General features: G+C 56.3%; 19 protein-coding genes. 11 read left to right on the plus strand and 8 right to left on the minus strand.

Translation table 11 applies throughout. From position 1 onward, the window contains the following. Nucleotides 1–31 precede the first annotated feature (31 nt). Nucleotides 32–2110, minus strand: a complete 2079-nt coding sequence (locus Q31a_RS21235) for a sulfatase-like hydrolase/transferase (protein ID WP_145082341.1) — start codon at nt 2108–2110, stop codon at nt 32–34. Nucleotides 2111–2235: 125 nt separating this feature from the next. Beyond that, entirely contained in the window at nt 2236–4155 is a 1920-nt protein-coding gene (locus Q31a_RS21240) for a family 16 glycoside hydrolase (protein ID WP_145082343.1), read from the minus strand. A gap of 114 nt (nt 4156–4269) precedes the next feature. Here Q31a_RS21240 and Q31a_RS21245 point away from each other — a divergent pair, with 114 nt between their 5' ends. From Q31a_RS21245 to Q31a_RS21270, 6 genes are all read left to right on the plus strand, one after another. Next, complete coding sequence (locus Q31a_RS21245) at nt 4270–5532, plus strand: SGNH/GDSL hydrolase family protein (RefSeq protein ID WP_231690872.1); 1263 nt, start codon at nt 4270–4272, stop codon at nt 5530–5532. 622 nt (nt 5533–6154) lie between these two features. Continuing rightward, a complete protein-coding gene (locus Q31a_RS21250) occupies nt 6155–6703 on the plus strand; it encodes a hypothetical protein (protein ID WP_145082345.1) in 549 nt (182 codons plus the stop codon). After that, a complete protein-coding gene (locus tag Q31a_RS21255) occupies nt 6700–8166 on the plus strand; it encodes a sodium:solute symporter family transporter (RefSeq protein ID WP_145082346.1) in 1467 nt (488 codons plus the stop codon). The genes Q31a_RS21250 and Q31a_RS21255 overlap by 4 nt, the downstream gene beginning before the upstream one ends. Before the next feature lie 178 nt (nt 8167–8344). Continuing rightward, nucleotides 8345–9433, plus strand: coding sequence for an aspartate/ornithine carbamoyltransferase family protein (locus tag Q31a_RS21260; RefSeq protein WP_145082348.1), 1089 nt, complete (start codon nt 8345–8347; stop codon nt 9431–9433). 29 nt (nt 9434–9462) lie between these two features. After that, nucleotides 9463–11439, plus strand: coding sequence for an asparagine synthase (glutamine-hydrolyzing) (gene asnB, locus Q31a_RS21265; protein WP_231690873.1), 1977 nt, complete (start codon nt 9463–9465; stop codon nt 11437–11439). 467 nt (nt 11440–11906) lie between these two features. Next, the gene (locus tag Q31a_RS21270; protein ID WP_145082350.1) at nt 11907–13418 is read left to right on the plus strand and encodes an arylsulfatase; all 1512 of its coding nucleotides are present in this window, start codon (nt 11907–11909) and stop codon (nt 13416–13418) included. A gap of 139 nt (nt 13419–13557) precedes the next feature. On the opposite strand, the gene Q31a_RS21275 is transcribed toward Q31a_RS21270, so the two are convergent. Further along, entirely contained in the window at nt 13558–14301 is a 744-nt protein-coding gene (locus Q31a_RS21275; RefSeq protein ID WP_145082352.1) for an SDR family oxidoreductase, read from the minus strand. Between the two features lie 139 nt (nt 14302–14440). Beyond that, the gene (gene aroB / locus Q31a_RS21280) at nt 14441–15538 is read right to left on the minus strand and encodes a 3-dehydroquinate synthase (protein WP_145082354.1); all 1098 of its coding nucleotides are present in this window, start codon (nt 15536–15538) and stop codon (nt 14441–14443) included. Nucleotides 15539–15722: 184 nt separating this feature from the next. On the opposite strand from aroB, the gene Q31a_RS21285 reads away from it, so the two are divergent. Further along, the gene (locus tag Q31a_RS21285) at nt 15723–16937 is read left to right on the plus strand and encodes a threonine/serine exporter family protein (protein ID WP_145082356.1); all 1215 of its coding nucleotides are present in this window, start codon (nt 15723–15725) and stop codon (nt 16935–16937) included. Nucleotides 16938–17111: 174 nt separating this feature from the next. Here Q31a_RS21285 and Q31a_RS21290 read toward each other — a convergent pair whose 3' ends face one another. After that, the gene (locus Q31a_RS21290) at nt 17112–19145 is read right to left on the minus strand and encodes an alpha/beta hydrolase family protein (RefSeq protein ID WP_197355465.1); all 2034 of its coding nucleotides are present in this window, start codon (nt 19143–19145) and stop codon (nt 17112–17114) included. Between the two features lie 17 nt (nt 19146–19162). Then, a complete protein-coding gene (gene tsaD / locus Q31a_RS21295) occupies nt 19163–20191 on the minus strand; it encodes a tRNA (adenosine(37)-N6)-threonylcarbamoyltransferase complex transferase subunit TsaD (RefSeq protein ID WP_145082358.1) in 1029 nt (342 codons plus the stop codon). A 395-nt stretch (nt 20192–20586) separates the two neighbouring features. Between tsaD and Q31a_RS21300 the strand changes: the two genes are divergently transcribed. Beyond that, complete coding sequence (locus Q31a_RS21300) at nt 20587–21027, plus strand: PH domain-containing protein (protein WP_197355467.1); 441 nt, start codon at nt 20587–20589, stop codon at nt 21025–21027. Continuing rightward, nucleotides 21024–21782 (plus strand): PH domain-containing protein, encoded by a 759-nt coding sequence (locus tag Q31a_RS21305; RefSeq protein WP_197355469.1) that lies wholly within the window; start codon nt 21024–21026, stop codon nt 21780–21782. Before Q31a_RS21300 ends, Q31a_RS21305 begins: the two co-directional genes overlap by 4 nt. 28 nt (nt 21783–21810) lie before the next feature. On the opposite strand, the gene Q31a_RS21310 is transcribed toward Q31a_RS21305, so the two are convergent. Both Q31a_RS21310 and Q31a_RS21315 read right to left on the minus strand, forming a co-directional pair. After that, on the minus strand, nt 21811–22146 hold the full coding sequence (locus tag Q31a_RS21310; RefSeq protein ID WP_145082364.1) for a DUF971 domain-containing protein: 336 nt from the start codon (nt 22144–22146) through the stop codon (nt 21811–21813). Between the two features lie 47 nt (nt 22147–22193). After that, nucleotides 22194–22997 (minus strand): protein kinase, encoded by an 804-nt coding sequence (locus tag Q31a_RS21315; RefSeq protein ID WP_197355471.1) that lies wholly within the window; start codon nt 22995–22997, stop codon nt 22194–22196. A gap of 514 nt (nt 22998–23511) precedes the next feature. Between Q31a_RS21315 and Q31a_RS21320 the strand changes: the two genes are divergently transcribed. Both Q31a_RS21320 and Q31a_RS21325 read left to right on the plus strand, forming a co-directional pair. Beyond that, on the plus strand, nt 23512–25596 hold the full coding sequence (locus tag Q31a_RS21320; RefSeq protein WP_145082368.1) for a hypothetical protein: 2085 nt from the start codon (nt 23512–23514) through the stop codon (nt 25594–25596). Between the two features lie 212 nt (nt 25597–25808). Further along, on the plus strand, nt 25809–26756 hold the full coding sequence (locus Q31a_RS21325; protein ID WP_145082369.1) for a DNA integrity scanning protein DisA nucleotide-binding domain protein: 948 nt from the start codon (nt 25809–25811) through the stop codon (nt 26754–26756). The last annotated feature ends 38 nt before the right edge of the window (nt 26757–26794 follow it).

The following is a 26794-nucleotide window of genomic DNA, read 5'->3' on the forward strand; positions in this document are numbered from 1 at the left end:
CAATGAACCTTCCTTCGCAACCTTGCGTGGCCTATTGGGCGTGGCTTAGAACTTGATTCGGCAGAGCATGCAGGTCATTCTCGTCGGGAGTGGTCCACAACAACTCCACTTCCCCCTTGCCGGAGTTATCCGCGAGGCAGGTGATTTGAATCGGATGCAAGCCAGCCTGTAGATGCAGCGACCTGGAACGCACGGTGCCCGATGGATAGTCAAAGTCGGCATCCAAGATCCCAGCGGCGTGCAATCGGACAAAGCCACGCGTCGACGTGCGCACTGCCAATTGGTAGTCGCCATCCACGGGAGCTTTTAGATAGCCGTGAAAATGCAGGACTTGGGATCCAGCCGAGGTCGCACTGCAACCTGAGGCCGTTCCCCGCTCAGCCGCGTTCAGCGAGGCGACTTGTGGTACATAGGAAAAATCTCCCTCAAAAGCAGACCATGCTAAACCAGGCTGCAGCCCCTCTATATTCACCGCAGGAATCAATTCCTTGTCATAGGGTCGCGGTGCCGAATCATTGGCGACTCGCAGCTGCAATACACGGTCCTGCATCCGCCGGTTGAGCTCGTCGAATTGGCGAGACGAACCGGCTAGATTTTTGAGTTCTTTGGGATCACTTGATAGATCGTAAATCTGGAACGGATCGCGATGCGCTTGGATATTGGTTCGCACTCCTTTGAAACCGTCGAGATGAAAGACCTGCATTTGCTTGCGGAACGCCCCTCGCTTGGCTGGACTGAAGTCTTGATACCTCTCTGTCCGGCCACCATTCTGATACTCAACATAAATCGTGCTTTCCGCGCGTTTCCCCGCTTGCAACAGACTAGGCAACAGAGACACTCCATCGGTCCGGGCCGGGGCAACTCCCCCAGCAAGCTCTGCAAAGGTTGGCATCCAATCCTGGAATTGGCTCGGCTGTTCATCGACTCCTCCAGCAGGAATATGCTGCGGCCAACGCACCAGTGTTGGCATGCGGACTCCGCCCTCCCAAGTATCTCGCTTGGTCCCTTCGAAGGGCCCGTAAGACTGAAACGAAGTTGGCGCGTATTCCGCACCCTGCAAATAGGATTCGTGATGCGGGCCATTGTCACTCGAGAAAACAACTAGAGTTTGCTCATCGATCTGCATATCCTTCAAGGTCTGCAGTAGATCCCCTACGCTGTCATCAATGCGGCGAACCATGGTTGCAAAGCGTTCCTCGACATCCGACCACCCGTGCCCCACGTAGTCGGGGTGGCGATAAGAATCAATCTCACCCTTTGCGGTGTTGATCATCTCGCCTGGCTTTCCAAGCCATTGCACGCCACCTGCAAGTCCACTCCCGGCTGGATAGGCGCAAGTCGGAACTTGCAAAGCGGCATGCGGCGTATCGTAGGCTAAGTAGAGAAAGAAGGGCTGCTCCGGATGATCGGCCACCTGCTCGCCGATCCAGTGTTTACTGCGTGCGGTAAACAGATCGGTGGTGTAACAATTGGCTAACTGCGACGAAATCTCTCGATCGTTGTGCCACAGCTTTTGAGGAGACTTATGAGCAGGACTGTTTCCCAGCGGCCAGGAATTCCCTGGGTAGTGTTGATGGCCCGAACGATGTTCCACATATCCGAAGAACTCATCAAATCCGCGGTGAGTGGGGTAGCCCTCCCACTGACCGGGGTTCTCACCAGCGCCTTGCAAACCGTACTTGCCTATGATGGCCGTGCGGTAACCGGCTGAACGCATTACCGTTGCTAACGTATGATTGTTCTCCAGCATCTTGTCAAATTGGTTGTCGCGGACGGCAGCGTGACCTTGGTGAACTCCAGTCAGCAACGAGGCGCGACTCGGCGCACAGACCGGGGCAGGGCAGTAGTGCGCTCGCAACTGCACTCCCTCCAACGCAAGGCGATCAATCTGAGGTGTCTTGTGCTTACGGTCGTGCAGTGATGTATTCTGATAGAGAACGCCCAAATCTCCCCACCCAAGATCATCGCACAGAATGAAGATAATGTTCGGCGGCATGAAGATAATGTTCGGCGGCCGCTCAGCTGTCGGCGGCGCGGCGGCGGACGGTTTCAACACTTGAGCACTGAGCGTCAACGCCACGAGTAGACCAACCAGTCGAACGCTCACCATGGGATAGCAACCTTCTTGGGGTCGAAAACGACCGTTGAATCACGAATACAAGAAAGCTGCTCAACGCGACAAAGATCGCGTCGAGCAGCGTTCGTCGGAACAACCATCATGCAGAGCTAAAAAGTCTACTCTGCGGCTGCGAAGCGGTAGATGCACTCACCCCGAGCGCTATCGATGAAGTAGTAGACTTCACCACTTGGATCTTCACCGAATGCTAAAACGGGAATCCCGCCGGCGATCACTTGCTCATTGCGGCTTGCGGTACCCGTCTTTGCATCGTAGGTCAAAGCCCACACACCACCGCTGACATAGTCGGCGTAGATGTATTTGCCCTGCAAATCAGGCAGGCGCGCGGCATTGTAAACCCGTCCACCAGTAATGGACTTGCCCACACTGTGATCGTATTCCCAAACTGGCTCTATCGGTTGCGAAACCCCATCAACCTCTGGCCGATTGCCGAACGGATGAGTTCCTTCGCGATTGCTCCAACCGTAGTTACCACCTTTTTCTAGGACGTTCACCTCTTCCCACAATTCTTGCCCGACGTCGCCACACCACAGACGCCCGGTTTTCGAATCAAACGAAATCCGCCATGGGTTGCGCAGCCCGTAAGCGTAGATTTCAGGCCGCGTGCCTGCCACGTTGACCAGCGGGTTGTCACGAGGAATCCCATAGGCCAGATCGCCAGATTTGGTATCGACGTCAATGCGGATGACGGATCCCAGCAGAGTGCTTCGATCTTGGCCATTCGCATTGGGATCATTCCGCAGTCCGCCATCACCGAAGGCAACGTACAAGAACCCGTCGTGACCAAATTCCATGGACCCGCCATTATGGTTCTTGAATGGCTGCGGGACTTCGAGCAGCACCTCTTCCGAAGCGGGATCCGCTTGATTGGGATTGTCTTTACTAACGCGAAAGCGCGAGATCACGGAGCGATCATCGTCCTGCGCGGTGTAGCACACGAAGAACTGGCCATTGTCGACGAACTGCGGATGCAGAGCGAGTCCGAGGAGCCCCTGTTCGTTGGCACCAGGACCATTCCATTGGGAAACTTTATCCTGCAGATCTAAGAACAAGCTGGCTTGTTCAGTATCGCGGTTGTTTTCAAAGGTGTAGATCGTACCGCGTTGGGCAACCGCAAATAGACGCTTGCTGTCTCCCTTGGCGAAGGTAAGTTCCATGATGCGCAACTTGCGGACATTTCCACCGTCATCAATGGACTCCACACCCTCCCACTTAAGTTTCGGGAAAGCCAGCTCCCCCTTCAGCTTCAACGTTCCATCGATAGGTTGCTGGACCTTTCCATCATCGGGCAACTCCCGAATTTTAATACTGCGGTAAGAGACCAGGTTGCCATGGTCTTGCAGACAGAGATGTCCCTTGCCGGCGGCTCCAAACCCGGGGTAAGCTGCAAACTTGCTCTTCGCAACTAACTCCTTCCACTTATCATCCCCCAAGTTGAAGGTGAAGTAGCGTGTGCCATTCATATCGACTTCGCACTGATTGGCTGCGATGCGTAGATACAACTGATTCCATTCTCCCGCCGGACGCGTAGCATCCAGAGGTTCGCCCCCGCGCGATGCCGCTCCTGGCTTGTACATTTGGTAGAGCCAGCCAGCCTTCTGTGGATCATGGCCAGCAACATTGTCTTGCACCTGAATTTCAGGTCCACTTTGCCAAGGGGTATCATTCTCTTCGGTAACATGGAACATCAAGCCACTGTTGCCACCTTCGGAAATTTTGTATTCCAAAGACAGCTCAAAATACTTGAACTCCTTGTCGGTGATGATGTCGCCGGCGCCTTTGCCTTCACGCACCAATGCTCCGTCCACGACTTTCCAACCGTCCGAAACCTTGTCCTGCTTATAATTTCGCCAGCCATCTGTCGTTTTCCCGTCGAACAGCAATGTCCAACCACTCAGCGATTCAGGGCGAGTTAATGCGTTGGCAGGCGACTCTGCTTGAACGGTAGAGCCAGCCAGACTGAAGGCCCCTAACAGGCCGAGCAGGCTAAATAAAAGACGCGGTTTCTTTCGGAGCATGGATGATTTTCCTATCGGAGCTATGGGATGGATGGGCATTGAATGCAAGTTCTAAGGCAAGCCCAAGTCGCCTGCAATAAACAGCCCAGCATGATAACATGACATAGAGGTGCGATGGATCGAATCGCACGAGAAACCAGCAAAACGAAAGCATCTCCACCGCACGTCGAGCACCCCATGAGCACGCCTCCCCCCCACACTCCACTCGGTCCCCAACCAGGTGGTATCGCGCGCCGCCGGCGCAGGTGGCTTGCGTTACTCGCTGCCCTGATTGGTTTGGGGATCGCCTTAGGCCTAGCCGAAATTGGATTGAGAGTCTACGTGGCCAGCCGTGGTTGGACAGCAAATTGCTACGCAACTGGACTGGTATTTTTCGTCCCGCATCCTCAAGCAGGCTACACTCTGCGCCGCAATTTGCGACTGCGATCGACGACCTACGATGTCCACACCAACTCGCTCGGGCTGCGGGGACCTGAAATTGAAGTTCCCAAACCGCATGGCACCTTAAGAATTGCCGTATTGGGCGGATCGAGCGTGTTCGGTTACCTAGCCGGAAGGAACGAGGATTCATGCCGGATCCTGGAAGCGGAACTCAACGCGCCCACTCCACCGAGCATCCACGCCACTCCAAGCACTGACGCCAACACGACAACCGGTGCTCATCCTGCGAAACGTTTCGAAGTCCTGAATGCGGGAGTCCCAGGCTACAACATGCACCAGTGCTTGCAGCGGTTTGAAACGGAAATCGCTCCGCTCGCGCCCGACTGGGTACTGCTCTACCTGGGCTGGAACGACTCTGAATTCGCGATCCGGGAGACCGAGAGCCTCCAAGCGAAAACACCCGCCGCCCCCCCATGGTCTCAGCGCGCGCTGTCGCACAGCGTGCTGTACGGGCTACTGCGATTCCGCCTATTCCCGGCGGCGCGCCCCAAATTCGCCCCGCCTGCAGGCGCAGAGACACGCATCACCGCACAGGGAGAAGCAGGCTTCCAACGGGACCTACGGGCCCTGATCCAAAGCGTTCGCGAGCAGGGGGCAACTCCGATCCTGAGCACCCAACTGATGGCAGCTCGAGCAGAGTGCGACAATGGGGCCACGCATTTTCTAGGCAACTCTCCCGAGCAAATTGCGGCCAATCAAAGAATTGCACAATGGATCACTCAGACCATACGCGATGCAGCCAGTGAGACCCAGACACCTCTCATCGACGTCTCCCAGCTCCTAACATGCAATCCGGACTATCTGGGCGATGCAATCCACTTAACGGCCGAAGGACATCGCGCTGTTGCCCAAGCATGGCTGGACGGCTTGAAACCACTCCTCTCCAATGTTAACGGTCCCGCGAACAACGACTCGCTCCAGACTTCAGAACTTTGACCCCCAGTTCGTCATCCTGGCCGGTGCGCGTCGGTGCCAGCCAATTGTTGCCAGCCCACTGCCAACCAATTCGCTAAATTACACAGGCTAGCCGTTAGCACGCTGGCTGGAGCCGCGCAGACCAAGTGCTTGCTGAGGCGATTCGGGCCGACGTCATCATGCGCCCCAAGTGTGCGTCGAATCGCCTGCACTCAGGTGCATTCACTCGGGCTTCTGATACTCGGTCTTCTGGCAGGCCACCGCAAGGATTCGCGATGGAGCGAGCGGCAGAGCAAGACTCCCGTGGCTGGAACGGGCAAATCTCAGTCTCAGCGCGATAGAACCTGTCGCCGGACGACTTCAACAACACTAGGTTTCAGCGATACGGTATTTCTTGGGCACTGTTATTTCTTGGGCACTGTTATTTCTTGAGCACTGTATTTCTTGAGCACTGTGTGGATCGAATCCGTCTTCAGGCTGCCTTCTAGGGCATATTCCAGTGGCAGTGCCAAGCGTGGTTTATCCTGCCGACCATTTCTGCTACGATGTAACCGCGATTTTATTCGAGGCGTTCATTTACTGGGGACGTCCATGGAACGGCGCACTTGTCAGTAGAACGGTTAACTGCCCCTTTGGAGATAGAGTGTCTATTTGCCAACCCGGCAAATTGAGCTGCAGCAAATGGGTTTTTAGCCCGCTTTGGATTTTGCTGTTCAGTCTTTGGTTTCAGGCCTCGCCTGTCTACGGGCAAGATCCGTCGGCCCCTTCTCTCGAGGCACCACTCGCTTCAGCTCTAGCGGTCCCGGAAATTGAGTTCGACCAACGGCAATTCCCGCTGGTACGCGAGGGCTATCTCTCGCTGAAGTGGCAGCCCGTAGAGTCAGCTACGACCTATGCAGTCATTGATGACGAGCAGCGTGAGGTCTATCGAGGAGTTTGGAATAGCGCCTTCCTCTCGGGCTTAGGCGATGGCGAATATGCCTTCCATGTCGAAGCCTACGACGCAGCGGGCGGGCGACTGGCGCAAACTTCGGTTCCAGCTCAAGTGAAGGTGGAACACTGGCCTTTGGCCCAAGCGATGACACTGTTTGCCATCGGCTTGATCCTATTTGTGCTCCTGCTAGTGGTCATCGCCGGCGGAGCAACCCTCGGCAAGCGGTCCCAGGTTGCCCACGACGAAAGAATGCGATGATACCACTTGCTGCTGGCCAGATTCTGAGCCAAGAAGCAGGCTATATTTTGCTGGCACTATTCAGCGTCCTGTGGGTAGGACTCGGGTTGTGGTGGGGCCGACGCGCCACCTCCTACGATGGGTTTTCCGTCGCCGGTCGCAACGTCGGATTGGCCTTGGCCACTGCAACCACTGTTGCGACTTGGATTACGTCGAACACCACGATGCTGGCGCCGCAATTTGCACTGCAACTAGGTGTCTGGGGGGCTCTCGCCTATTCGACCGCCAGCTTCGGCCTGTTCGCCTTTGCCCCGATGAGTGCCCGAATCCGCCAATTGATGCCGAACGGCTACACGGCGGTCGAATTTGTTAGGCGTCGCTACGGAACACCTGGCGCGATTCCCTTCTTGCTTATCTCCCTGTTCTACGCATTGACCTGGCTGATCTCCATGTCGATGGCTGGCGGCAAACTGCTCAACATCCTCTCCGGGATTCCCTATCCGATTGGGATGAGTGTCGTGATTTGCGTGTGCGTGCTGTACACCTTGTGCGGTGGCATGTTTGCTGTGATCGGAACCGATTTCATTCAAAGCGTGATTATTCTGATCGGCCTGGTAGTCGTCGGTGTTGCTGTACTGACACAAGTGAACATCCCTGAGATACACGAGAATCTCAGGACCGAACGCCCCATGTTGCTCGCTGTCCTGTTTCCTGCTGCATTGATGGCCCTGTTCAACAATTTACTGTTCGGAATAGGGGAGATATTTCATAGTAATGTATGGTGGAGCCGTGCGTTTGCGATGCGTGAAGGGGTTGGCCCCAAAGCCTATGTGCTGGGGGGATTGATCTGGTTGCCCGTCCCAATCGTGGCCGGTTTCCTAGGCTTGGCAGCCCCCGCATTGGGCATTGGCATCAGCCAACCCGATACCGTTGGACCGTTGGTCGCGGCCACCCTGCTCGGCTACGGCGGGGCAGTGCTCGTGTTCATCGTGGTGTTTTGCTCCTTGGCATCCAGCATTGATAGTCTTCTGGCCGCGACAAGCGACTTGATGGTGAACGACATTCTCGAGCCGCTCGCCGCCACGTCGCTCTCCGATGCGAGCAAACGCCGTTGGTCGACCTACAGTATTATCCTGCTGGGAGCCGTGGCCTGGAGCTGCGCACTACCCAATGTCGGTTCCCTAGCAACCGTTCTCTTTCTAGCAGGCCCGATGGTGGGAAGCTGTATTTGGCCAATTGTAGGGGGCTTATATTTCCGCCGCGCAGGCCCCATCGCCGCCTCGGCATCCATGCTGCTGGGTAGCCTCGCTGGCTTGATCGCCTATTATGGAATTGGCTGGTTCGTGGGCTCCCTGGTCGGGGCCGCCGTCTCGGGCATCGTCTTTGCCCTTGGCTGCTTCCTCTTTCCAGCCCAATTCGACTTTCTAACCTTGTCCCAATCCCCCGAAACCTCGGCTGAGGAGCCCCAACGTGAGCTCACCTAATCCTGGAAACAACGCCCGCCATACGCCCCCCTCATGGGGAGTGGTGCGTTGTTGATATTTCCAGCTTGGCTGTTGCAAGTATTGGTGATTGGCGGACTGATAATGTGCAGTCTGGGAATCTTGATACTGCTCGTATTTCTGTTCAGAGACTCCCAACACAATCAGATTTGGTAAACCGATGAATACGCTCACCAAAACTCAGGTCTCCCACGCACTGAGTGAGTTTGCCACCAACTCCAAGGGCTTACGACTCCAACCGGAGCGACTGCTGGAGGCAACTTCGGGTTGTCTCGATCGCGAAGCCCTCGACGCCCTGGCCGGACAATCGATCATCAACCCTCGACAGTTCGACCGCCGCACCGTGATCGCGCTGTCCCAATTAGCGGCCGTTCTTGAACGCCGGAATGTTGAAATCGACAAACCGCTGGATGGAAAAATTGCCATCACGGCCTTCTTTGAACCGAGTACGCGGACCCGCCTCTCCTTCGAAAGTGCGGTGCAACGGCTCGATGGAAAAGTTCTGTCCGTTCCGGACGGCCAGGTAACCGGAATTGCCAAAGGGGAATCCTTGGCCGATATTGGTGAGATGTTTAATACCTACGGTGATGTCGTGATCATGCGTCATCCCGACACTCAAAGCATCGATGAGATCCGCCGCAATCTACAGCGTCCCTTGATCAACGCCGGAAATGGTTCGGGACACCATCCGACTCAAGCCCTGACCGACTGGTACGCCTTGCTCAAATGGCGACCTGAGTTATGTTTTGAAGATTGCCCCGAAGATCAGCAAGTCCACCTCGGCATCATCGGTACGCCTGGCTCAATGCGAGCGGTAAAAAGCTTCCTGCGACTTGCTCTCATGTTCACCGGTGCAGTGAAACGCATTACCTTGATCTCCGAAATGGCAGATCCAGTTGGACTCGACCTAACCGAGCCGATCGACCAATCCCCGATTCCCATCGACATCACCAATGATGCACGCAAAGTCCTGCCAGAGTTGGATGTGGTGTATGTGAATTCCATTGCATTCTTAGGCGATAGTTATCGCAATTTGGATAGCCGCTACAAGCTCGACCTCTCATGCCAGTTCAAGCGGGATGCGGTCATCATGCACCCTCTTGCTCGCAATAGCGAACTTTCAGAGTCTCTCGACGACACTCACCATAACCTGTACTTCGCGCAAGCCGCTGGTGCCGTGTTCGCGCGTCAGGCACTGCTCATCTCGGTCTTGGATCGATTGAACCGCATTGGCGGAATCTCTAAGTAAATCCCCAAGCGTCCCCATGGACGCCCCCGATGCCTGTTGTTGAGTTCTCGCTCCAACCATTTTGCAAGAAATACAGCCGAATACTTATGTGTGGAATCACCGGATTTTGGACCCCCTCAGTAACCAATGAACGCGTACTGCGGATGACGCTCGATCGCATGCTTGACGTCTTGGATCATCGCGGTCCCGATGATCGTGGCAGCCATCTCTATACCGACCGCGGGCTGGCACTGGGGCACACGCGTCTGTCACTGGTTGGTTTGAATCATGGGCATCAACCCATTACCTCCCGCGATGGGCAGTTGACCGCGACCGTCAATGGAGAACTGTACGACTACAAACGACTGCGGACCCAGTTGTCTTGCCAAACTCTCGAGAGTCCCGTCAAGAGTGACAGCGCCATTGTCCTGCCACTCTATGAACGGGACGGTTTGGATTTCGTCCATCAACTTCGAGGCGAATTTGCGATCGTGCTGTTCGATGTGCGGCGTCAGCGACTCATCCTCATCCGCGATCGATTTGGCATTAAGCCACTCTACTACGCGTTGCATGAGCAAGGCATCGTGTGGGGATCGGAAGTCAAATCAATCGTGCGCCATCCTGCGATTGCCCCAAAACTTTGCCCACACGCAGCGGTGCACCAAATGATGCAAGTCATGGTGCCAGGCAGCACTGCGTTTCAGGGAGTTGACGCGTTGCAGCCGGGGCACATGCTCATTGTCGATCTGAAAAATGGGCGCATCACAACCCAAACCAAGCGGTGGTGGGACTTCACCTTCCCCGAGTCCCACGACATGAATGCCGATCCCCAGGAATATATCCAGGGAGTTCAGGATCGCCTCATCGATGCGGTCGCCACCCGTTTAGAGGCGGATGTACCGGTCGGATGCTACCTGTCGGGTGGAATCGACAGCTGCTCCATACTTGGCTTGGCTACACACCTGCAGCAATCACCAGTAAAAGCCTTTACCATCGCTTTCGACAACGCGGAATACGATGAATCGCACATCGCAAAACTTATGGCCGAGCGCACCGGAGCCGAGCAAGAGCTCTTGTGCTTGACCGAAAAGGAATTGTACGGACCAGCTTTCGAACGCGCAACTTGGCACGCAGAACGCACCTTTTACAATACGCTGGCAGTTGCGAAATGGCACATGAGCCGCCGCGTGCGCGCTTGTAACTTCAAGGCGGTAATCACCGGCGAAGGCTCCGACGAATTGTTCGGTGGCTATCCTTTCTTCAAACGAGATTGGCTGGGCAGTGAAGGAGAAAATGGACTTTTTGCCGGCGCCATTCTTGCCGAAGAAGACCAACACCATGCAGCTTGGCAGGACTTGTGTGGGTTTACTCCCTCATGGATTCAACCCTGGATGCTAACCTTGCAGCGTTTTCGCCCACTACTCTCATCCTCCCTTACCGACCTCTTGCAAGACTACGACCCAGTCGCCGAAGTGGCCAATGCCATCGATCCCAACCAAGTACGCGGAAGACATCGTTTGGATGCGTCCCAATACACCTGGAGCAAGACGATGCTCGAAGGCCAAATTCTAACGTGGGGTGGCGATCGCATGGATATGGCCAATAGCCTGGAAGCACGTCCCGCCTTTCTTGACCATCACCTAGCCGAATACGCGACGCAAATCCCTCCCAACGTCCGTATCCGCGATGGTGTCGAAAAATGGGTTCTTCGGGAAGCGATGGTCAATGTTCTACCCAGAGAATTGTACGAGCGCGAGAAATTTGCCTTCATGGCTCCTCCCGCTCATACCGATCCGGTGAAGCGAGCCGCACTCGATGAAATGATCGAACATTGGCTGACGGCTGAACGGGTTGCAGCCGTTGGTTTCTTCGATCAACAAGCACTGCGAAAGTTTATTGATGGCATGTGGAAGGAAACCGACAGCACTCAGTCTCGCCGCAATGACATCGTGATCAACCACACTTTGCAATTGCATATGCTCCACGGCCAATACATCGAGGGCTTGCCTCTGCCTGTCGTCGACTGAGCAGGAGCGAAATAGGACACAGACAAGACCCAATGATGGAGCTAGCATTTTGAGAGCGTTTTCGAGATTATCGCGATGCCAATCCAAACTGGCTAAACAACATTCGCGCCCTAAAACACTAAGGCATCTGACAGTAGGGTATGGGACAGTAGGATAAGGCATCAGGTATTGGGCGGTGGCTAATGGTTTGGAGCGAGGCGCTAGCGACTTTCGAGCGACGCCATCGGCCTACCTGCCAGGCAACTGGCGTCGCTTTTGCCACGATAAAATTCCAAGGTAGGCGCATTTGGAAGCGAGCGGGGCCTCGCTCCAAGCAGCAGCATGGCCGAATTCCTGGGCAGTGGACCGCGCGTTTGCGGTATAATTTAGTAACGCGAGAGGAATTCGTCGGCGCAGCTCGCCACCCGATTCCTCTAGTGGTACAGGTCTGTCTACCAAGCCCTTGTCCCTAAAGCAGAACATAAACGATGCGAAAACCGTATATCTCTGGAATCCTCCTCGCAGGGCTGATACTTACCACGGCACTCTGTCCACGGGCAAGCCTCCAGGCTGCGGATCAGCCTCCCAATATCGTATTTATCTTGGCCGACGACCTAGGCTACCGAGAACTTGGTTGCTACGGACAAGAGAAAATCCGAACGCCCAATATTGATCGGCTCGCTAGCCAGGGTATGCGTTTCACGCAGCACTACAGTGGCAATGCAGTGTGCGCTCCATCGCGGTGTGTCCTACTGACGGGAAAACACCCAGGACACGCTCATGTACGCAACAATCGGTCCACACCTCCCGAAGGTCAGTGGCCAATCCCCGCAAGCGAAGTGACCTTTGCAGAATTGCTGCAGCAGGCGGGCTACGTTACCGGTGCTTTCGGTAAGTGGGGATTGGGTGGTCCCAATTCGGAAGGAGAGCCCCTGAAGCAGGGTATCGATCGTTTCTTTGGCTACAACTGTCAGGCCCATGCGCACAGTTATTACCCATCCTATCTGTGGGACAATTCCTCTCACCTCCAGCTCACCAACCAACCAGCCATCCCAGGCCACGGCAGTCTCGCCGCAGATGCTGACCCTAAGGACCCGTTGAGCTACGAGGCCTTCAAAGGCCAAGACTATGCACCCGATCGCATCAATGCGCAAGCCCTAGAGTTCATACGCACCCACCGTGACGCGCCTTTTTTACTCTACTATCCATCAGTGCTTCCCCACGTTGCCTTGCACGTTCCCGATGCGGAGCTTGAGCAATACACCTCCCTAGGGTGGACCGACCCTCCATTCTCGCGAGCCAAGGGCTTCGGCTACACGCCTCACTTCACTCCACGCGCTGCCTATGCGGCGATGATCTCGCGGCTGGACAGCTATGTTGGACGTCTGCTCGATTTGCTCGACGAGCTGGAACTATCCGAAAACACGATCGTTGTCTTCACGAGCGATAATGGCACCACGCACTTGGGCGACGAAGTCGACTACACGTTTTTCAAAAGCGTCGGAGAGCTACGAGGCCTCAAAGGCTCACTCTACGAAGGTGGCGTCCGAGTACCCGCCATCGTGCGCTGGCCGCACCACGTTGCCGCCGGTTCTGAGAGCAGCCGAGTGAGTGGTTTTGAAGACTGGCTACCAACGCTGTTGGAAGCTGCCGGGGCCGATTCGTCGGTACCTCAAGATTGCGATGGGATCAGCCTACTTCCCACGCTGCAGGGCAAGTCTCAGAAACCGCGGCCTTACCTCTATCGTGAATTCGGTGGATACGGTGGTCAACAATCGCTGCGCGTAGGGGACTGGAAAGCAATCCGCCAAGACATGGGCAAAGGAAATCTGGACGTTGAGCTCTACAATCTAGCGGACGACATTGGTGAATCGCAGAACTTAGCTGCGGAACGCCCCGAGCTGGTGCAACAATTGACTCAACAGATGTCGGAGGTTCGAACGCCCAGCGCCGAATTTCCACTCATCCCACTCGATGCGCCGATGAAGGAACGCAAGTAGGATCGGGGCGACAAACTGGTGTTGGACGTCTGCGCACTTAAATGCCTGGTTGAAAACGCAAGCATCTGCCGCGCACCTTCGGACTGGAAGGTAACACGGCATCGAAGCAATCGCGGCGCGCCACTTCAGGACGCCATGCTTATCCCTCCTGGCCTCCCTTTTCCACGACATCCCGCTGGAAGGAAGCGTATGCCCCACCGATCTGCTGAGCCATGCTGTCGGGGAAGACATGAAAGGTACCACTGCGTACCGCATCGAAGATTGCGTTGGCTACCAGCTCCGGCGACTCTGCAATCTCGCTGAATCCAGCTTCGTTCCCCATGTCGGTAGCGATGGGCCCCGGATGCACGCTGATCACCTGAGTATGCTGTTCCGCGAGTTGGGTGCGGAGCGACTGTGTGATTGAATAGCTCGCCGCCTTGGAGGCACAATACGTCGCCAATTCGACGAAACCGACTAGGGAAGCCACGGAGTTCAACTGCACCAATACACCGCCGCCATTTGCTTTTAGAACCGGCGCAAACGCTTGAGCTACTCGAATCAACCCGGAGACGTTGGCATTGATCTCATAGTTCAAGGAATCGATTGCGTCCTCCGCCAAGGGGCTTGAAGACCTGAGCACACCAGCATTGTTCACGAAAATCTCCACGTCGCTGGCTGTTTTTGCAGCGGCGGCAATCGTGGATGCATCGGTCACGTCGAGCTCAACAGGAACAACCCGAGCGCCGTATTTTTCGACCAACGGGACAGCCGATTCCAGCTTGCGCACTGCGGCGTAGACCTTCTTAGCCCCCTGTGCCAGTGCCGACTCAAGAATCACTTTCCCTATGCCACGATTCGCACCGGTGACCAGCACTACAGCATCTTTCACATCGTTCGTCATCAGGGCTTTACTCAATATTATTGTTAAGTGGGAATTATTGTTAAGTGGGATTGGTAAGTGGGGCATAGTCGCGTCGCACGATCGCCCACTAGTATCAAGGACGCGGAAAAACGACGCACCTTACAACTTTTGGGAAAATTTATGCCCGACTGGCTGCTGCTATCGCTTCACATACCGGCCCTTTGGGCACTTCAGCAACCAATTCGACATGCCCTAGACGCGTGGGGAGTACAAATCGCAAGTTCCCATGCTCCACCTTCTTATCATGCTGCATGACGGCCCACAGCTGTTCGGGTTCCGCCGCAGAGTAGTGGATTGGCAGCTCGAGACGCTGTAAGAGTTGAGCCTGGCGTTCCACGAATTCCTTAGAGACTCTTCCCAGCTTCTCAGCCAGAAGTGCAGCCATATGCATTCCGATCGCTACCGCTTCCCCATGCAAATAAGTTCCATACCCGGCCACATTTTCGATCGCATGCGCAAAGGTATGCCCATAGTTCAAGATGGCTCTACGCCCGGTCGTCTCCCGTTCATCCTCTTCGACCACGATGGCTTTGCTACGACACGATTCCGATACGATATGCTGCATGGTAACCTCGTCCTGCAGCAGAACGTTGGTAGCATTCTGCTCCAGATACTCAAACAACTCTGGCAACATGATCACGCCGTACTTCGCAACTTCGGCCAATCCAGATACGAATTCACGGCGGGGTAGCGATGCCAGAGTCTGGCTATCGATGACGACCAAGCTTGGTTGCCAAAACGCGCCTACGATATTCTTCGCACCGGGAAGGTTGATGCCCGTCTTCCCCCCCACACTGGAATCCACCTGACTCAACAGCGTTGTCGGCACCTGCACCAAGGGGATGCCACGGGCGAACGTGGCCGCTGCATACCCGGCCAAATCTCCCACGACCCCACCGCCAATCGCGACGACCAACGATCCACGATCGGTGAAATCGCCCAACATGGCTTTCCACAACCTCTCGAGCTCTGAAACGGACTTGCTCTTTTCGCCACTAGGGACTTCGATTTGTGTGGTGCGAAACCCGGCGGTCACCAAGGAATCATGGACTGCCGCCGCTATCGAGGACACACTGGAGTCCGAGATCGTAACGGCGTGTCGAGTGCGACTGCATTGCTCACCAATCCATTGCGGCAACGTGGGTAGCAGACCACTGCCGATATAAATCGGATAGCTCCGCTCAGCCAGCTTGACTTGAAGTTTGCGTTCGCTCATCGTTGCGTTCTCGTGTTCGACCAAGGTGGTGAGAGGGGGACATTCTGAACAGCGACTCGCTCGTGGGGTGCGTGGCGCGGTTGCCCTAGAGTATAAATCGGTAGTAACTCAATGAGCGAGTCCAAAACGAGTCGAGGTCGCAGTGCCTCGTGGTTTTTCATCTCCTGTCCATAATTGCCTTCGCATGCCAGCCCCCCTCGATCGTGAAGAACTGCACCATTTTTTGGTTAAGGCCGGGACCTTGCTCCATCGCTATGGGACCCCTTCCCATCGCTTGGAACGGGTCATGTCCGAGGTAGCCACCGCGATCGGCGTGGAAAGCGTCTTTCTGTACACTCCCACCGCGCTGATCGTGGCCCTTGAATCGGGTGAAAACGAACGCACCTACCTCCGCCGTGTCGACGCGGGGCCCGTCGATGTCGACAAGCTACTGCGATTCGATGAAACCCTAGACGATTTGCGGAATGCCGAGCTGACAGTCAAAGAAGCTAGCCGCAAGTTTGACGAGATTGCCGCCTCCCCACCAACCTATTCCGCAACATTTACCCTTCTGACGAGTGCGATCACTTGCGGTGTTGTGGCCATCCTCTTCCGAGGAACTACCACGGAAGTCCTGGCCGCAACCTCGATTGGATTGGTAATCAATTTTCTCGAGATCCTGCACCTACGCTTCAAACTCGAGCATGGTTTCCTACAACCCTTCTCCGGCTTCTTTGCTTCCCTCAGCGCGCTGGCAATTGCCCATTACATTGCCCCTATCGACGACCGCTTGGTCACGTTGGCCAGTCTGATCGTCATGATTCCTGGATTGAGCATCACGGTGGCACTCACCGAATTGGCCGTGGGGCATTTATCGGCAGGGGTGGCGCGACTAGCAGGCAGTTGCGTTTCGCTGCTGACCATGACCATTGGTGTAGCGCTCGGATGGCGTTTGGCCATCGGCTGGAGGAATCTACCGATCGATCCCGCCGGACAGCTCCCCACCTGGTCTCACTGGCTGGCCATGGTCGTCGGCTCGCTTGCTTTCGCGGTCGTCTTCCGGGCTCGTTGGCCCCAGTGGCCCGTCATCGTGTGCGTGGCGGCGGGCGGCTATCTGGCAAGCTACTTCACGCGCCAAGCATTGGGAATCGAGACGGGTGCATTCTGCGGCGCTCTGGCTGTCGGGATCGGTAGCAATCTCTACGCGCGGCTCCGCGAACGGCCCGCCCTAGTCGCCCTCACACCAGGCCTGCTCGTCCTCGTGCCAGGTTCCATCGGCTACCGTTCACTCACCGCCTTCTTAGACCGACAGACACTCGCTGGCATCGACTTCGCCTTCTCGATGGTGATCGTTGCCGCTGCCCTGGTCGGAGGCATCCTGGCCGCCAATGTCATCCTCCCTCCCAAACGCGTCCTGTAGCTCGAGCAGGCGATAGACAGGATGCTTGGCGGAGTACTTGGTCTCCCGGGACCATTGGAATGGAGGCTACGGGACCAGGCAGCAGTTCGCCAGTTGCACCGGCGCAGGCAACATCCTTACCACGCCACGCACCCTGATTTCCCGTGCTGACGCTGCCATCGGCCATCCCCCAAGTCAACTTCGGAGTTTCGACCTCAACGCGTGATCACAATCCGACAAGTCAAACGATTCCAGCACACCAGGCAATAGGTAGGCCAGCGGCATTTCGTAATGCTCCTCCATGGCAATCTTGGTGAACGCAGGAGGCCGATCGTGGATTCGCAGCCCCTGGACCTGCTCGGAAAGCACTGCCACGAAGGTAGCAATCAAGGCTCCCCACCCCTGCCCAACAAGCTCAACCTCTTCGTATCCGTAGACTTCCATCCACTGCAGCGTTCGCAACACATCCCACACCTTCTGTCCCAGGTAGGGGCGTCCCAGCATGAGTCCGTGAACGGCGTAGAAATAGTCGCACCCGTAGGAATCGTCAAACGTATTGGTTCCACAAGTATTCGGGAGCGATTCTCCAATCCCGCGAACATCGCAGGTAAAGACCGGAACTTCGGCATCCTCCAATTGCTCCCGCAACCACAGCGACTCGCGCAGCTCTTGGTCACTCGAACGGTGGGGCACGTACAAGATTGCTTTTTTCCCCTGGCGACGGGGCCGCGCGAGATGCCTCTCCGGGCTCAACAGGTAGCTCAGCGCTAAGACGTTGGGTTCAGTCTCGATGGCATAGGCGGTAGCGTACGGTTGCGGGTAGTCGCGTTTGCCGAAATCTCGCAGAATCCGAGCATGAGGCGGACTAGCGGGCAATGCAGCCGGAAGCTGCAGTACCTCGCGCACGAGGCCTGGTAGCTGCTCGGGAGCAACTGCCGCTCGTTCTGCAGCCAATTGGCTGGCCCGCTGGCGCGTAAACCCAAACACCGTGGTCGGCTTCAATTCCCCCACTTGGCCCGATTCGGTGCAGTACAGTGCCTCGTCCGCTTCAAGCTTAATTTCCGGCTCTCGTGACGAATCGCTAACTTGAGTTATCTGATTGAAACAGCCGTACATGGCCTCACGATTCTCGATCGAATAACCGTGGTCCGTGGGGCCAATATGCAGCCGAATATTCTCAGGCTTGCCCAGCAATTCGTAAACTTTGCGTATCCTCCCATACGCTTCCTCGGCACCACGGACATCGAAGAAGTCTCGCTCTTTCGCCAGGATCACAATCGGCTTGGGCGCCATCGCAATCAGAAAATCTTCATGCTCCAGTCCCAACGCCAACGCGTTCAGGGGACACTGCTCCGTATCCGCAGGAAGTTCGTTCTCGGCGTTTCTCAAAAAAGTTGTCACAAAACAAGCGGGCGCCGCCATCGTCCACCGAGGCTCGACACCGCACAGCCAAGTCGTCATCGTCCCGCCGCCAGAATTGCCGGTAACCCCGACATGCTGCGGATCGATCTCTGGCCTCGTCAGCAGATAGTCGAGTGCGCGAATCCCATCCCAGGCTCGCCACATTGGAAAATTTTCGCCGACCAAGATCTGTTGGTTTCCGGCATGGATGTGTTCGCGCACTCCCACGCCGACCTGAGAACGCAAATTTTCATCGGCATACTGCAGCCGCTCACCCTGACCAATGGGATCGAAAATAAGGCAGGCGTATCCCAGACGCGCCAATCCTTGCGAAAAGGACTGGTAGGCCTCCGCTGCTTTTCCATTGACCGAATGGCCGCAAGTGCCCACGACACCCGGTACGGGAGAGGAGGACTTCGGCAAGTACAAGTTCGCTGTCACCGGAAAATTGGGACGGCTTTCAAAAATCACTTTTTCGATGGTGTATCCATCGCGATCCAACACGCCGGTCACCCGCGCATTGAGTGGAGTGCGTTCGGGCTGTGGTCCGAAACTCTCGGCAATCCTCTCGCGCACCGAGCTGACATATGCCTCGGCGTCCGCGTGAGTCTTCAAAGCTGCTTGGGCGTCGAGGCTTCGTTGGTGAGCCGCGCGCACCTGCTGCACCAAAAACTCCTGCATCACACGCGGAAATCGCTGCAAAGGCGCTTTCCCGTCAGCAGCCAGAAGCCGTGTTGCCCCCTGAGATGCAAGGGCTAGTGAAGCACTGGATGCCAACAGGCCGCCGGTCCATTGACGCCGGTCTATGGCACAAAAATTCCTGCTCATTGTGATAACCCTCAATCCTATTCGCCGCGTAATAATCCTGGATGAATATCGATGTCTAATGGGGAGTAATCTTGTTGGTCAATCTTTTCCCATGCGATGGCTCCCATGACTGCGTTGTCGGTACACAGATCTTTCGGCGCAATCAACAGCTCGACTCCCAATCGCTCTGTCATGGTGGCCAAATCTTGGCGAAGCAGGTCATTTGCCGCTACTCCACCACCGACGCACAGCCGTCGAAGCCCTGTCTGCTTGAGCGCCAGCTCGGCTTTGCCGACCACGCAATCAACGGCCGCTTGCTGGAAGCTCGCCGCGAGATTCGACCGCAACTCCTCGCTCAATTCCAGAGCCCTAAAATCTTGCTTACCAGTCCCAGTGAGTTTGTAACGCACTGCGGTCTTGAGACCTGAGAAACTCATGTTTAAGGTACTGCGATCTTTCAATAGCGGGCGAGGAAGCGCAAAAGCTGTGGCATCTCCCTCGGCTGCCAGCCGGCTTAAGTGCAATCCGCCCGGATAGGGCAATCCGATCATGACCGCGACTTTATCAAACGCCTCTCCCACCGCGTCGTCGATCGTGCCTCCCAAGTACTTCCACCGATTTGCCGCATGGCAGTGATACAGATTCGTATGCCCACCACTGACCACAAAGCCGACGCATGGAAAAATCGACTCAGCGCGTCCTAGCTGGCATGCGTAGATGTGTGCCTGCACATGGTTGATCGCCACCAGCGGCTTGTCCCATGCAACGCACAGCGCCTTTGCGGCAGCCAAGCCCACCAACAGCGAACCGGGCAAGCCAGGTTCCGTCGCTACAGCGATAGCCGCTAGATCGCGAGTGGGCTGAATCCCGGATTCCGTCACCACTTTGCGTAGAATGGGAACGATCCGTTCCAGATGAGCCCGCGCCGCCAATTCGGGAACCACCCCCTGAAAACGTTCGTGCACTTCCTCTTGGCTGGCTACCGCAGAAGCCAGCACGTGGCGTTCACGGGTAATCACCGCTGCGGCCGTTTCATCACAGGTCGTTTCAATTGCAAGAACGTTCACGAAGCATTCATCTCAGTGGTGCGACTGCCCAGCAGCCATGTTTTAGGCGTGCCCATCATAGCACAATTCAGGCGTCCCTTCAGCCATCGCTGGCGAGAGGTAAAGTTGATCAGGAAATCAAGCCGAGGCGCTGCTCTCGCCAAGAAATCGGTTGCAGCCACGAATAGAATACTGAGGCTGGGAGGTGCAATCCGTTTTGTCCATTCCCCCTCCTTAGACTTCACCCGATTGGTTGACCATGCATGCCTCACCAGCTCAAGACTTCGACCCAACTCGCATAGAGCGGCCGGATAGACGTCTGCTGAAATACTACTTCCTTTGTTCGCTGGTGTCGGGCCCCTTCGCTCCCATCGTCCTCATCCCGCTCTGGATGCGTTACGCCACCTTACGCCACCTTGCGCTACCGGTTCGATGACACGGGAGTCTCCATGCAATGGGGCGTACTCTTTCGCCAAGAGGTCTACCTGACGTATCGTCGGATTCAAGACATCCACCTCACTCGCAATCTGCTGCAACGCTGGATGGGTTTGGCCAAGATCAGCCTGCAAACCGCCTCGGGCAGTAGCCAATCGGAGATGACCATTGAGGGAATTTTGGAAGTCGACGAGCTGCGAACGTTCCTCTACAGCAAAATGAGAGGCTCAAAAAATGAACACCCCCAGAGCCAGCATGCTCACGAATCCTCCCCGAGTGCAATGCCAGCCCCCTCAGCGATTCCGCAGGCCGCACAATGCCTGTCGAGCGAATCGAACAGCTTGAGGGCGACCCGCGCCTTGGAGGAAATCCGAGATGCGTTACAAGTCTTGGTAGCGAAACAGAAGGGGGAAAACTCATGAGAGTTCCCGAGCAGGTCATCCTCCGAGCAAGCCAATGGTGCTATCGCGGCGTCTGGCGCTTCGTTACCGACTGGCTAGACGTTCCCGAACAGCCGCCAACGTTTACGGGCGCCAACGACACGCGTATTCAGAGTTTCCGTCCTGCCGAGGGCTATCTCCGCTACTTAAAACTCTTCTTTTGGATCGGGCTCACTCTCTTCGATGGCGTCCTCTTCGTGGGCTGGATAGTACTGCTCGTTAGTTTCCCCATTGCCGGTATCCTGCTGGCCGCGCCAATTTGGGCCATTATGATTCTGCCCGATATTGTGGCCTACATCGCGATCCATCTACGGTATGACACCACTTGGTATGTGCTGAGCGACCGCAGCATGCGAATTCGGCGAGGAATTTGGCTGATTCATGAGACGACGATTACCTACGAGAACATTCAGAACGTGTCGATTCACCAAGGCCCCGTGCAACGCTATTTTGGCATTTCCGATGTCCTTGTCGAAACCGCTGGCGGAGGGACTGGCGCGCATGGCGAACAGGTCACGCTCGGTCATGCCGGAAGACTAGAAGGGGTGGGGAACCCTAGCGAAATCCGCGACCTAATCCTTTCCAAATGGCAGGCCGCCAAATCCGCGGGGCTGGGTGATGAGCCCCAAGCTCCGCACGCCTCCTCCCCAATCCCGGTAGCGACTCTAGACTCCGAGCCGGATGTTCGACTGCTGGAAGAGATCAGAGATTTAGCCGTCGCATTGGCACAAGAATAGTCGCTGGACGGCATGGGCCAACAGACCGCTAGGCGGCTTCCGGTGACTGCCCAACTTCATGCAAAAAGTCGAACGTGAAAATGCCAGAATCATGACCGTCCGAAAAGCCAATGTTGTAGGCATAGTTGCCGACGGGGCGCATGCGAGTGACTTGAATTGGTTGCGTTTCGGCAATCGATAGCACCGGCAGGAGGCGTGGCTTGGGCGATTCCCCTGAGGTCGCTGAACGCTTTTCACGGCAGGTTGCGCAGGGACAAATTGCTCGCAACTTGGCCGGAGTGTAAATTCGAACACTCCCGTCGCTCCACTCAATGCGCAGCTTCCCATCGTCATGGCGTGACAGGGCGGTTGGAATCAATTCCATCGGTTGCGGTCCAAGTTAAGGCTCTCCTGTGTAGCGTGCCACGCAACTCAGGCGGCTCGCCGAAAATCGGAATCTGCAACCGTCGCTCGAGTTTCACCACTACGACACCTGGGCTGCAAACGTCCAACTGTACGCGTCTGCAAATCTTCCAGCAAGGAGGCTAGTTCCGATGTGGTGGGACGCGCGTCGGGGAGGGGGCTCAGCATCGCTCGGCCAAGCGGTGCGGCCAAGAAGGAGCGGCCCAGCAGCCTCCCAAGCAGGAATGCCACCGAGTAGACATCCTGAGCCGAGGAAGCCTCGAATGGTCCCTCATGGACTTCCGGCGGATCAAATCGCGATGCCACGCGCGTCAATTGCGTGCGTCGTCCAATAGGCTCACAGCTTCCAAGTCCCACAAGGGTGACGCGCTGCGCTGCATCCACCAGCACATGCTGCTCATGCAATGCTCCGTGACTGTATCCCGCCGCATGCAGACTCTGCAAGGCGAGCATCAACTGGTGGGCCACGCGCAATAATTCCGGCAGGGTAGGGGAGTGTGTTTGCTGCAACAGCCACTGGGCCATCGGTCGGGCCGCGATGCGTGGGTAAACCAGCAAGGGTTGGGAGCACTCCAGTTCAAACCCTACTAATGGCAAAAGGTTGGGCTGGCTCAGCAGACGACCAATGGCTGCTTGACGTTGGAAGTACTCGAATGCGGGAGGGGGCAGACTGTCAGACGTGTCATTGGCATTCCACCCGCTGGTCCCGCTGTACAGCTTTCCGAAGTGCGTAGCGCGCTGATTGCCGCTCGCTGGTGAGCACCAACAACGACTTGAGCCCTCCGGGAACGAATCGATTCGCCACTGCCCCACTGAACTAACTCTCCAGAATTTACGAACTCCTCCAACTCTTGCACCGCGCCTCGGACAATGCCCGGCCGACAGCCGCCCAGGGAGTTGAAGTGAGCATGGTGACCTTGGTGATCGAGGGCACCACCACTCGATCGGCAAGCCGCTGGTCGGCGACCGCAACTCGACTTTAATCGACGATTTGCGAGTTTGGGCAGAATAGAAATCAACAAATCGGAGGTGAAACGAAGGAAGGCTTCAGTACGAAATGTCACAATACCAATCACCACATTCAGTGGGTTTAGACTCAAGAAATACTATCTCGACATTTGCTGCCGCTATTGCCGACCGCCTCCTTTAGTATCGACCACTCGGTTGCCGAACATACCCCTTGGGCACATCTTCCCGGAGAGTGAGAATCCTTACATTTGCTAGTATTGAAAAGTAAGGCTTAACCTCTCTAGCTGCTGCCACCCGAAGTCCCACCGTGCCGTTGCGTCTGTCTACCAATGATCTTTTGCGAGATTTAGTTGCTGAAATGAAGTTTACTTCAAATCATTCGACCTATCGAATTGCTGCGAGTTCCTTGGTGTTGGCAGCTGTGCTGACACCCTTTACCTGCGGGGACGCAGCTAACGGGGCGACAGACACTGCACCGGCAGGATCGGGAGTCACCATCCGGTTGACCCTGGCCCCCAATGCAGCCGCACCCAATGCAGCCGTGCCTCAGGCCGTGCCAGAAAATCCGCCCAAGACCCCACCAGCAACTGCCGCTGCAGAAGAGAAGCAAACGGCGCTTGTGACGCCCAAAGTCATACCACCTTCAGCGACCGTGCCCGCCAAGACAAGCGAACTCCAACTTGGCTTGAACGTCGCGCAGGCCTCGAGCGATGGAGACGAACCGCAGAAAAGCGTGCGGGCTTCGGTTGCCGCGAGCAGTGACTTAGAGGATCCAACCATTCCAATGGTTGCCCCCTACGCAGATTCGCAGTCCAGCGATTCCATGGCCGATTCGGATTCGTCTGGTAACGCGGTGCATGGGGACAAAGAACATGGGATCGCCGTTTCGACTCGAGGGCAGCGACCGGTCCGTGCCTTACCCCAAGAAGAGAGCCCAGGATTGGCCAAGCAGGGAGTTCAGCGTTTTCAACTGATCGGGCACCCTCGCTCACCTGGCGATCGGATCATTCCCTCGGCGTCCAACCGTTTCAATGCGAACCGCAACTCACGACCAACGGCCACCGCTTCCAAGGCGACGTCCACCCCAATGCTTTCCACGCCGCGTGCGACGGTGGCGACTAAGACTCCCGCCGCAACGACTTTCGAGCTGGACAACAGCCTGCACGCTTCCGCTCCACTGGAGCTTTCCGGCAACTCCTCATACGATTCTCAGGAAGCTCTCACGTTTGACGACGCCGACTCCCTGGAATTCTCGCATGCGTTTGCCGAAGAGGAAGCGACTGGCACGGCAGAATGCCCTGGCTCCCCTGAGGGAGACGCCCTGGCGACGGGCCCGCAGCCTGACGATATCCCGCTAGAGCAGGAAGAGCATCCCTACGACGCGCCGGCTGCCGAGAGCTCTGCAGAACCGATTGCCGAAATCATTCAAGCGCCCAACTCGTTCACCACCCGTGAACTCGAGATTCGGCGCGGTATCAACCATTGCTTAAACTACTTCCTAACACACCCAGAAAATGTAGTTCGACGAGGTCCCTGGGCACTCATGCACGCGACGTTGCCGTTCGGCGTCGAAGCCGAAATCGTGGCGGGAAATCGTCGGGTCAATGCCATCGGTTGGATGTGCTACAACGGCGTTTGCGCCAAGCAGCGGATGTTCCAGCCAACGCGCACCGGCTTCCGCACCAATCTTGGCCCCGGCGTGCAAGGACACGAGGGGCAGTTTTTAGCAATCTTGGCCCAGTCCAAGGTCAGCATTGACTACCCACTTCAAATCGGCAGCCGCAACTATACGATCGCCGATTTGGTGAAGTATGAGATGGCCACCTGCCGCGAGAAATCCGAACTCACCTTCAAATTAATCGGACTTTCACACTACCTGCCAGCCGACCAACAGTGGCGCGACAATCGTGGCCAAACCTGGTCACTGGAGAAGATGGTCGCCGAAGAATTAGCCCAACCGGTCATTGGCGCCGCCTGTGGCGGTTCCCACCGCTTGATGGGTCTGAGCTACGCCGTCATTCGCAGACAACAAGCGGGTTTCCCCATCGATGGACACTGGTATCGGGCCGAACAGTACCTCAACGATTATGTTCAATACGCGTTTACCTTGCAGAATCCCGATGGCAGCTTTAGTACGGAATGGTTTGAGGGGCGCGGCGCTGAAGCCAACGTCGAGCGCAAGATGCAGACGACGGGCCATATCCTGGAGTGGCTAATCTACACCCTACCCACGGAGTCACTACGCTCCCCTCAAATCCAACTCTCGGTGGAATACCTTCTGAGAACCGTTGGAGCCGACCCAGCGCACGACTGGGCCATTGGCCCTCGGGGACATGCACTCCGCGCACTAGCTCTCTATCAACAACGCGTTTTCAATGCCGAGCCAGGACAGATGGCACGCTTCGTCGCGCAAACGGAAACGCATCCTGCGGTACGGCGCTAGCGCGAGCCCCTCTCGGTCGACCCGCTAAAGTTTTCGCGGCCCAGGCCAACTTTCGACAAGGGTTGCGATTGTCGAACCATCCATCGTGGACTAAATTGCTGAAGGCTTGAAAACAGGGAACAGAATCGAGCGAACCAAGCGATTCATCGTGGACGAGCCCACCTGCTGTCGCACCCCATGCCCCAGTCGAAAATTCAGCTCCAGGCCCACTTATGGTGACCCAACGTCTTACCAAGCAATTTAACACGATGCTGGAGACGGCCGGGGGTTTGGTGCTCATGACCGGCGCCGACGCCCTGCTGGTACTGCTCGACGGCTCGACCGATTGGCAAAAGCTACGGCAAACAATTCCCGAAGGTGTGAAGCAAGTCATCGTGGCGGCAGACCTGCTCGAAGACCTGGAAGGAGCAGAATCGGAAGGCCTCCTTCCCTTGCCGCTCAACAAAGAAAAATCTCCACTCCTCGAACGGTTGCAACACGCTTTGCTAGAGGCCATCGCCGATGGCTTCCTCCGCAGTAACTGCGACGTCATCGCTGTCTACAGTGGATTCGAGTTCGGCAAGATCGACTCCATCAGCCATATCCGGCTTGACGATCGACTCCGACGACTAACCAGCCGCGATCTGCAACGGCTCGAAAGTAGCGTTCCACTCAAGAGCCTCAAAACGGTCATCGACTTGGCTTCCCAAATTGGACGTGAGGGGCGCGAGGGGAAAAAGGTCGGAACCATGTTCGTGATCGGGGACACCCGCAAGGTCCTCAGCCATTGCAAAGACTCCGGTTTCGACCCGCTCAAGGGATACAAGCGTGAGTCTCGCAACTTGGCCGATGCTAAAGTGCGAGAGGACATCAAGGAAATTGCCCAGATGGATGGTGCCTTTGTGGTTTCTCCAGACGGATTCGTTGAAAAAAGTCGCCAGATCGTCGAGGTCTCGCACGCCGACCTCACCCTCTCCAAAGGACTCGGCTCGCGCCACTGGGCCGCCGCCGGAATTTCGCAGCTGACCAAAGCCATCGGAATCGTCGTCAGTCAATCGACCGGGACGGTACGCCTTTTTCAAAACGGTGAAACCGTCCTGCGGATCGAACCGATGGAACACGCGGTCAAATGGCAGGAGTTCAATTACGATCCGCCAGCAGCCGACACCGAGACCAATTGAGCCCGTCCCACCAAGGCTCAAGCCGTAGGGATCAACTT

Origin of the sequence: Aureliella helgolandensis (assembly GCF_007752135.1) — a bacterium.
GTDB lineage: Bacteria > Planctomycetota > Planctomycetia > Pirellulales > Pirellulaceae > Aureliella > Aureliella helgolandensis.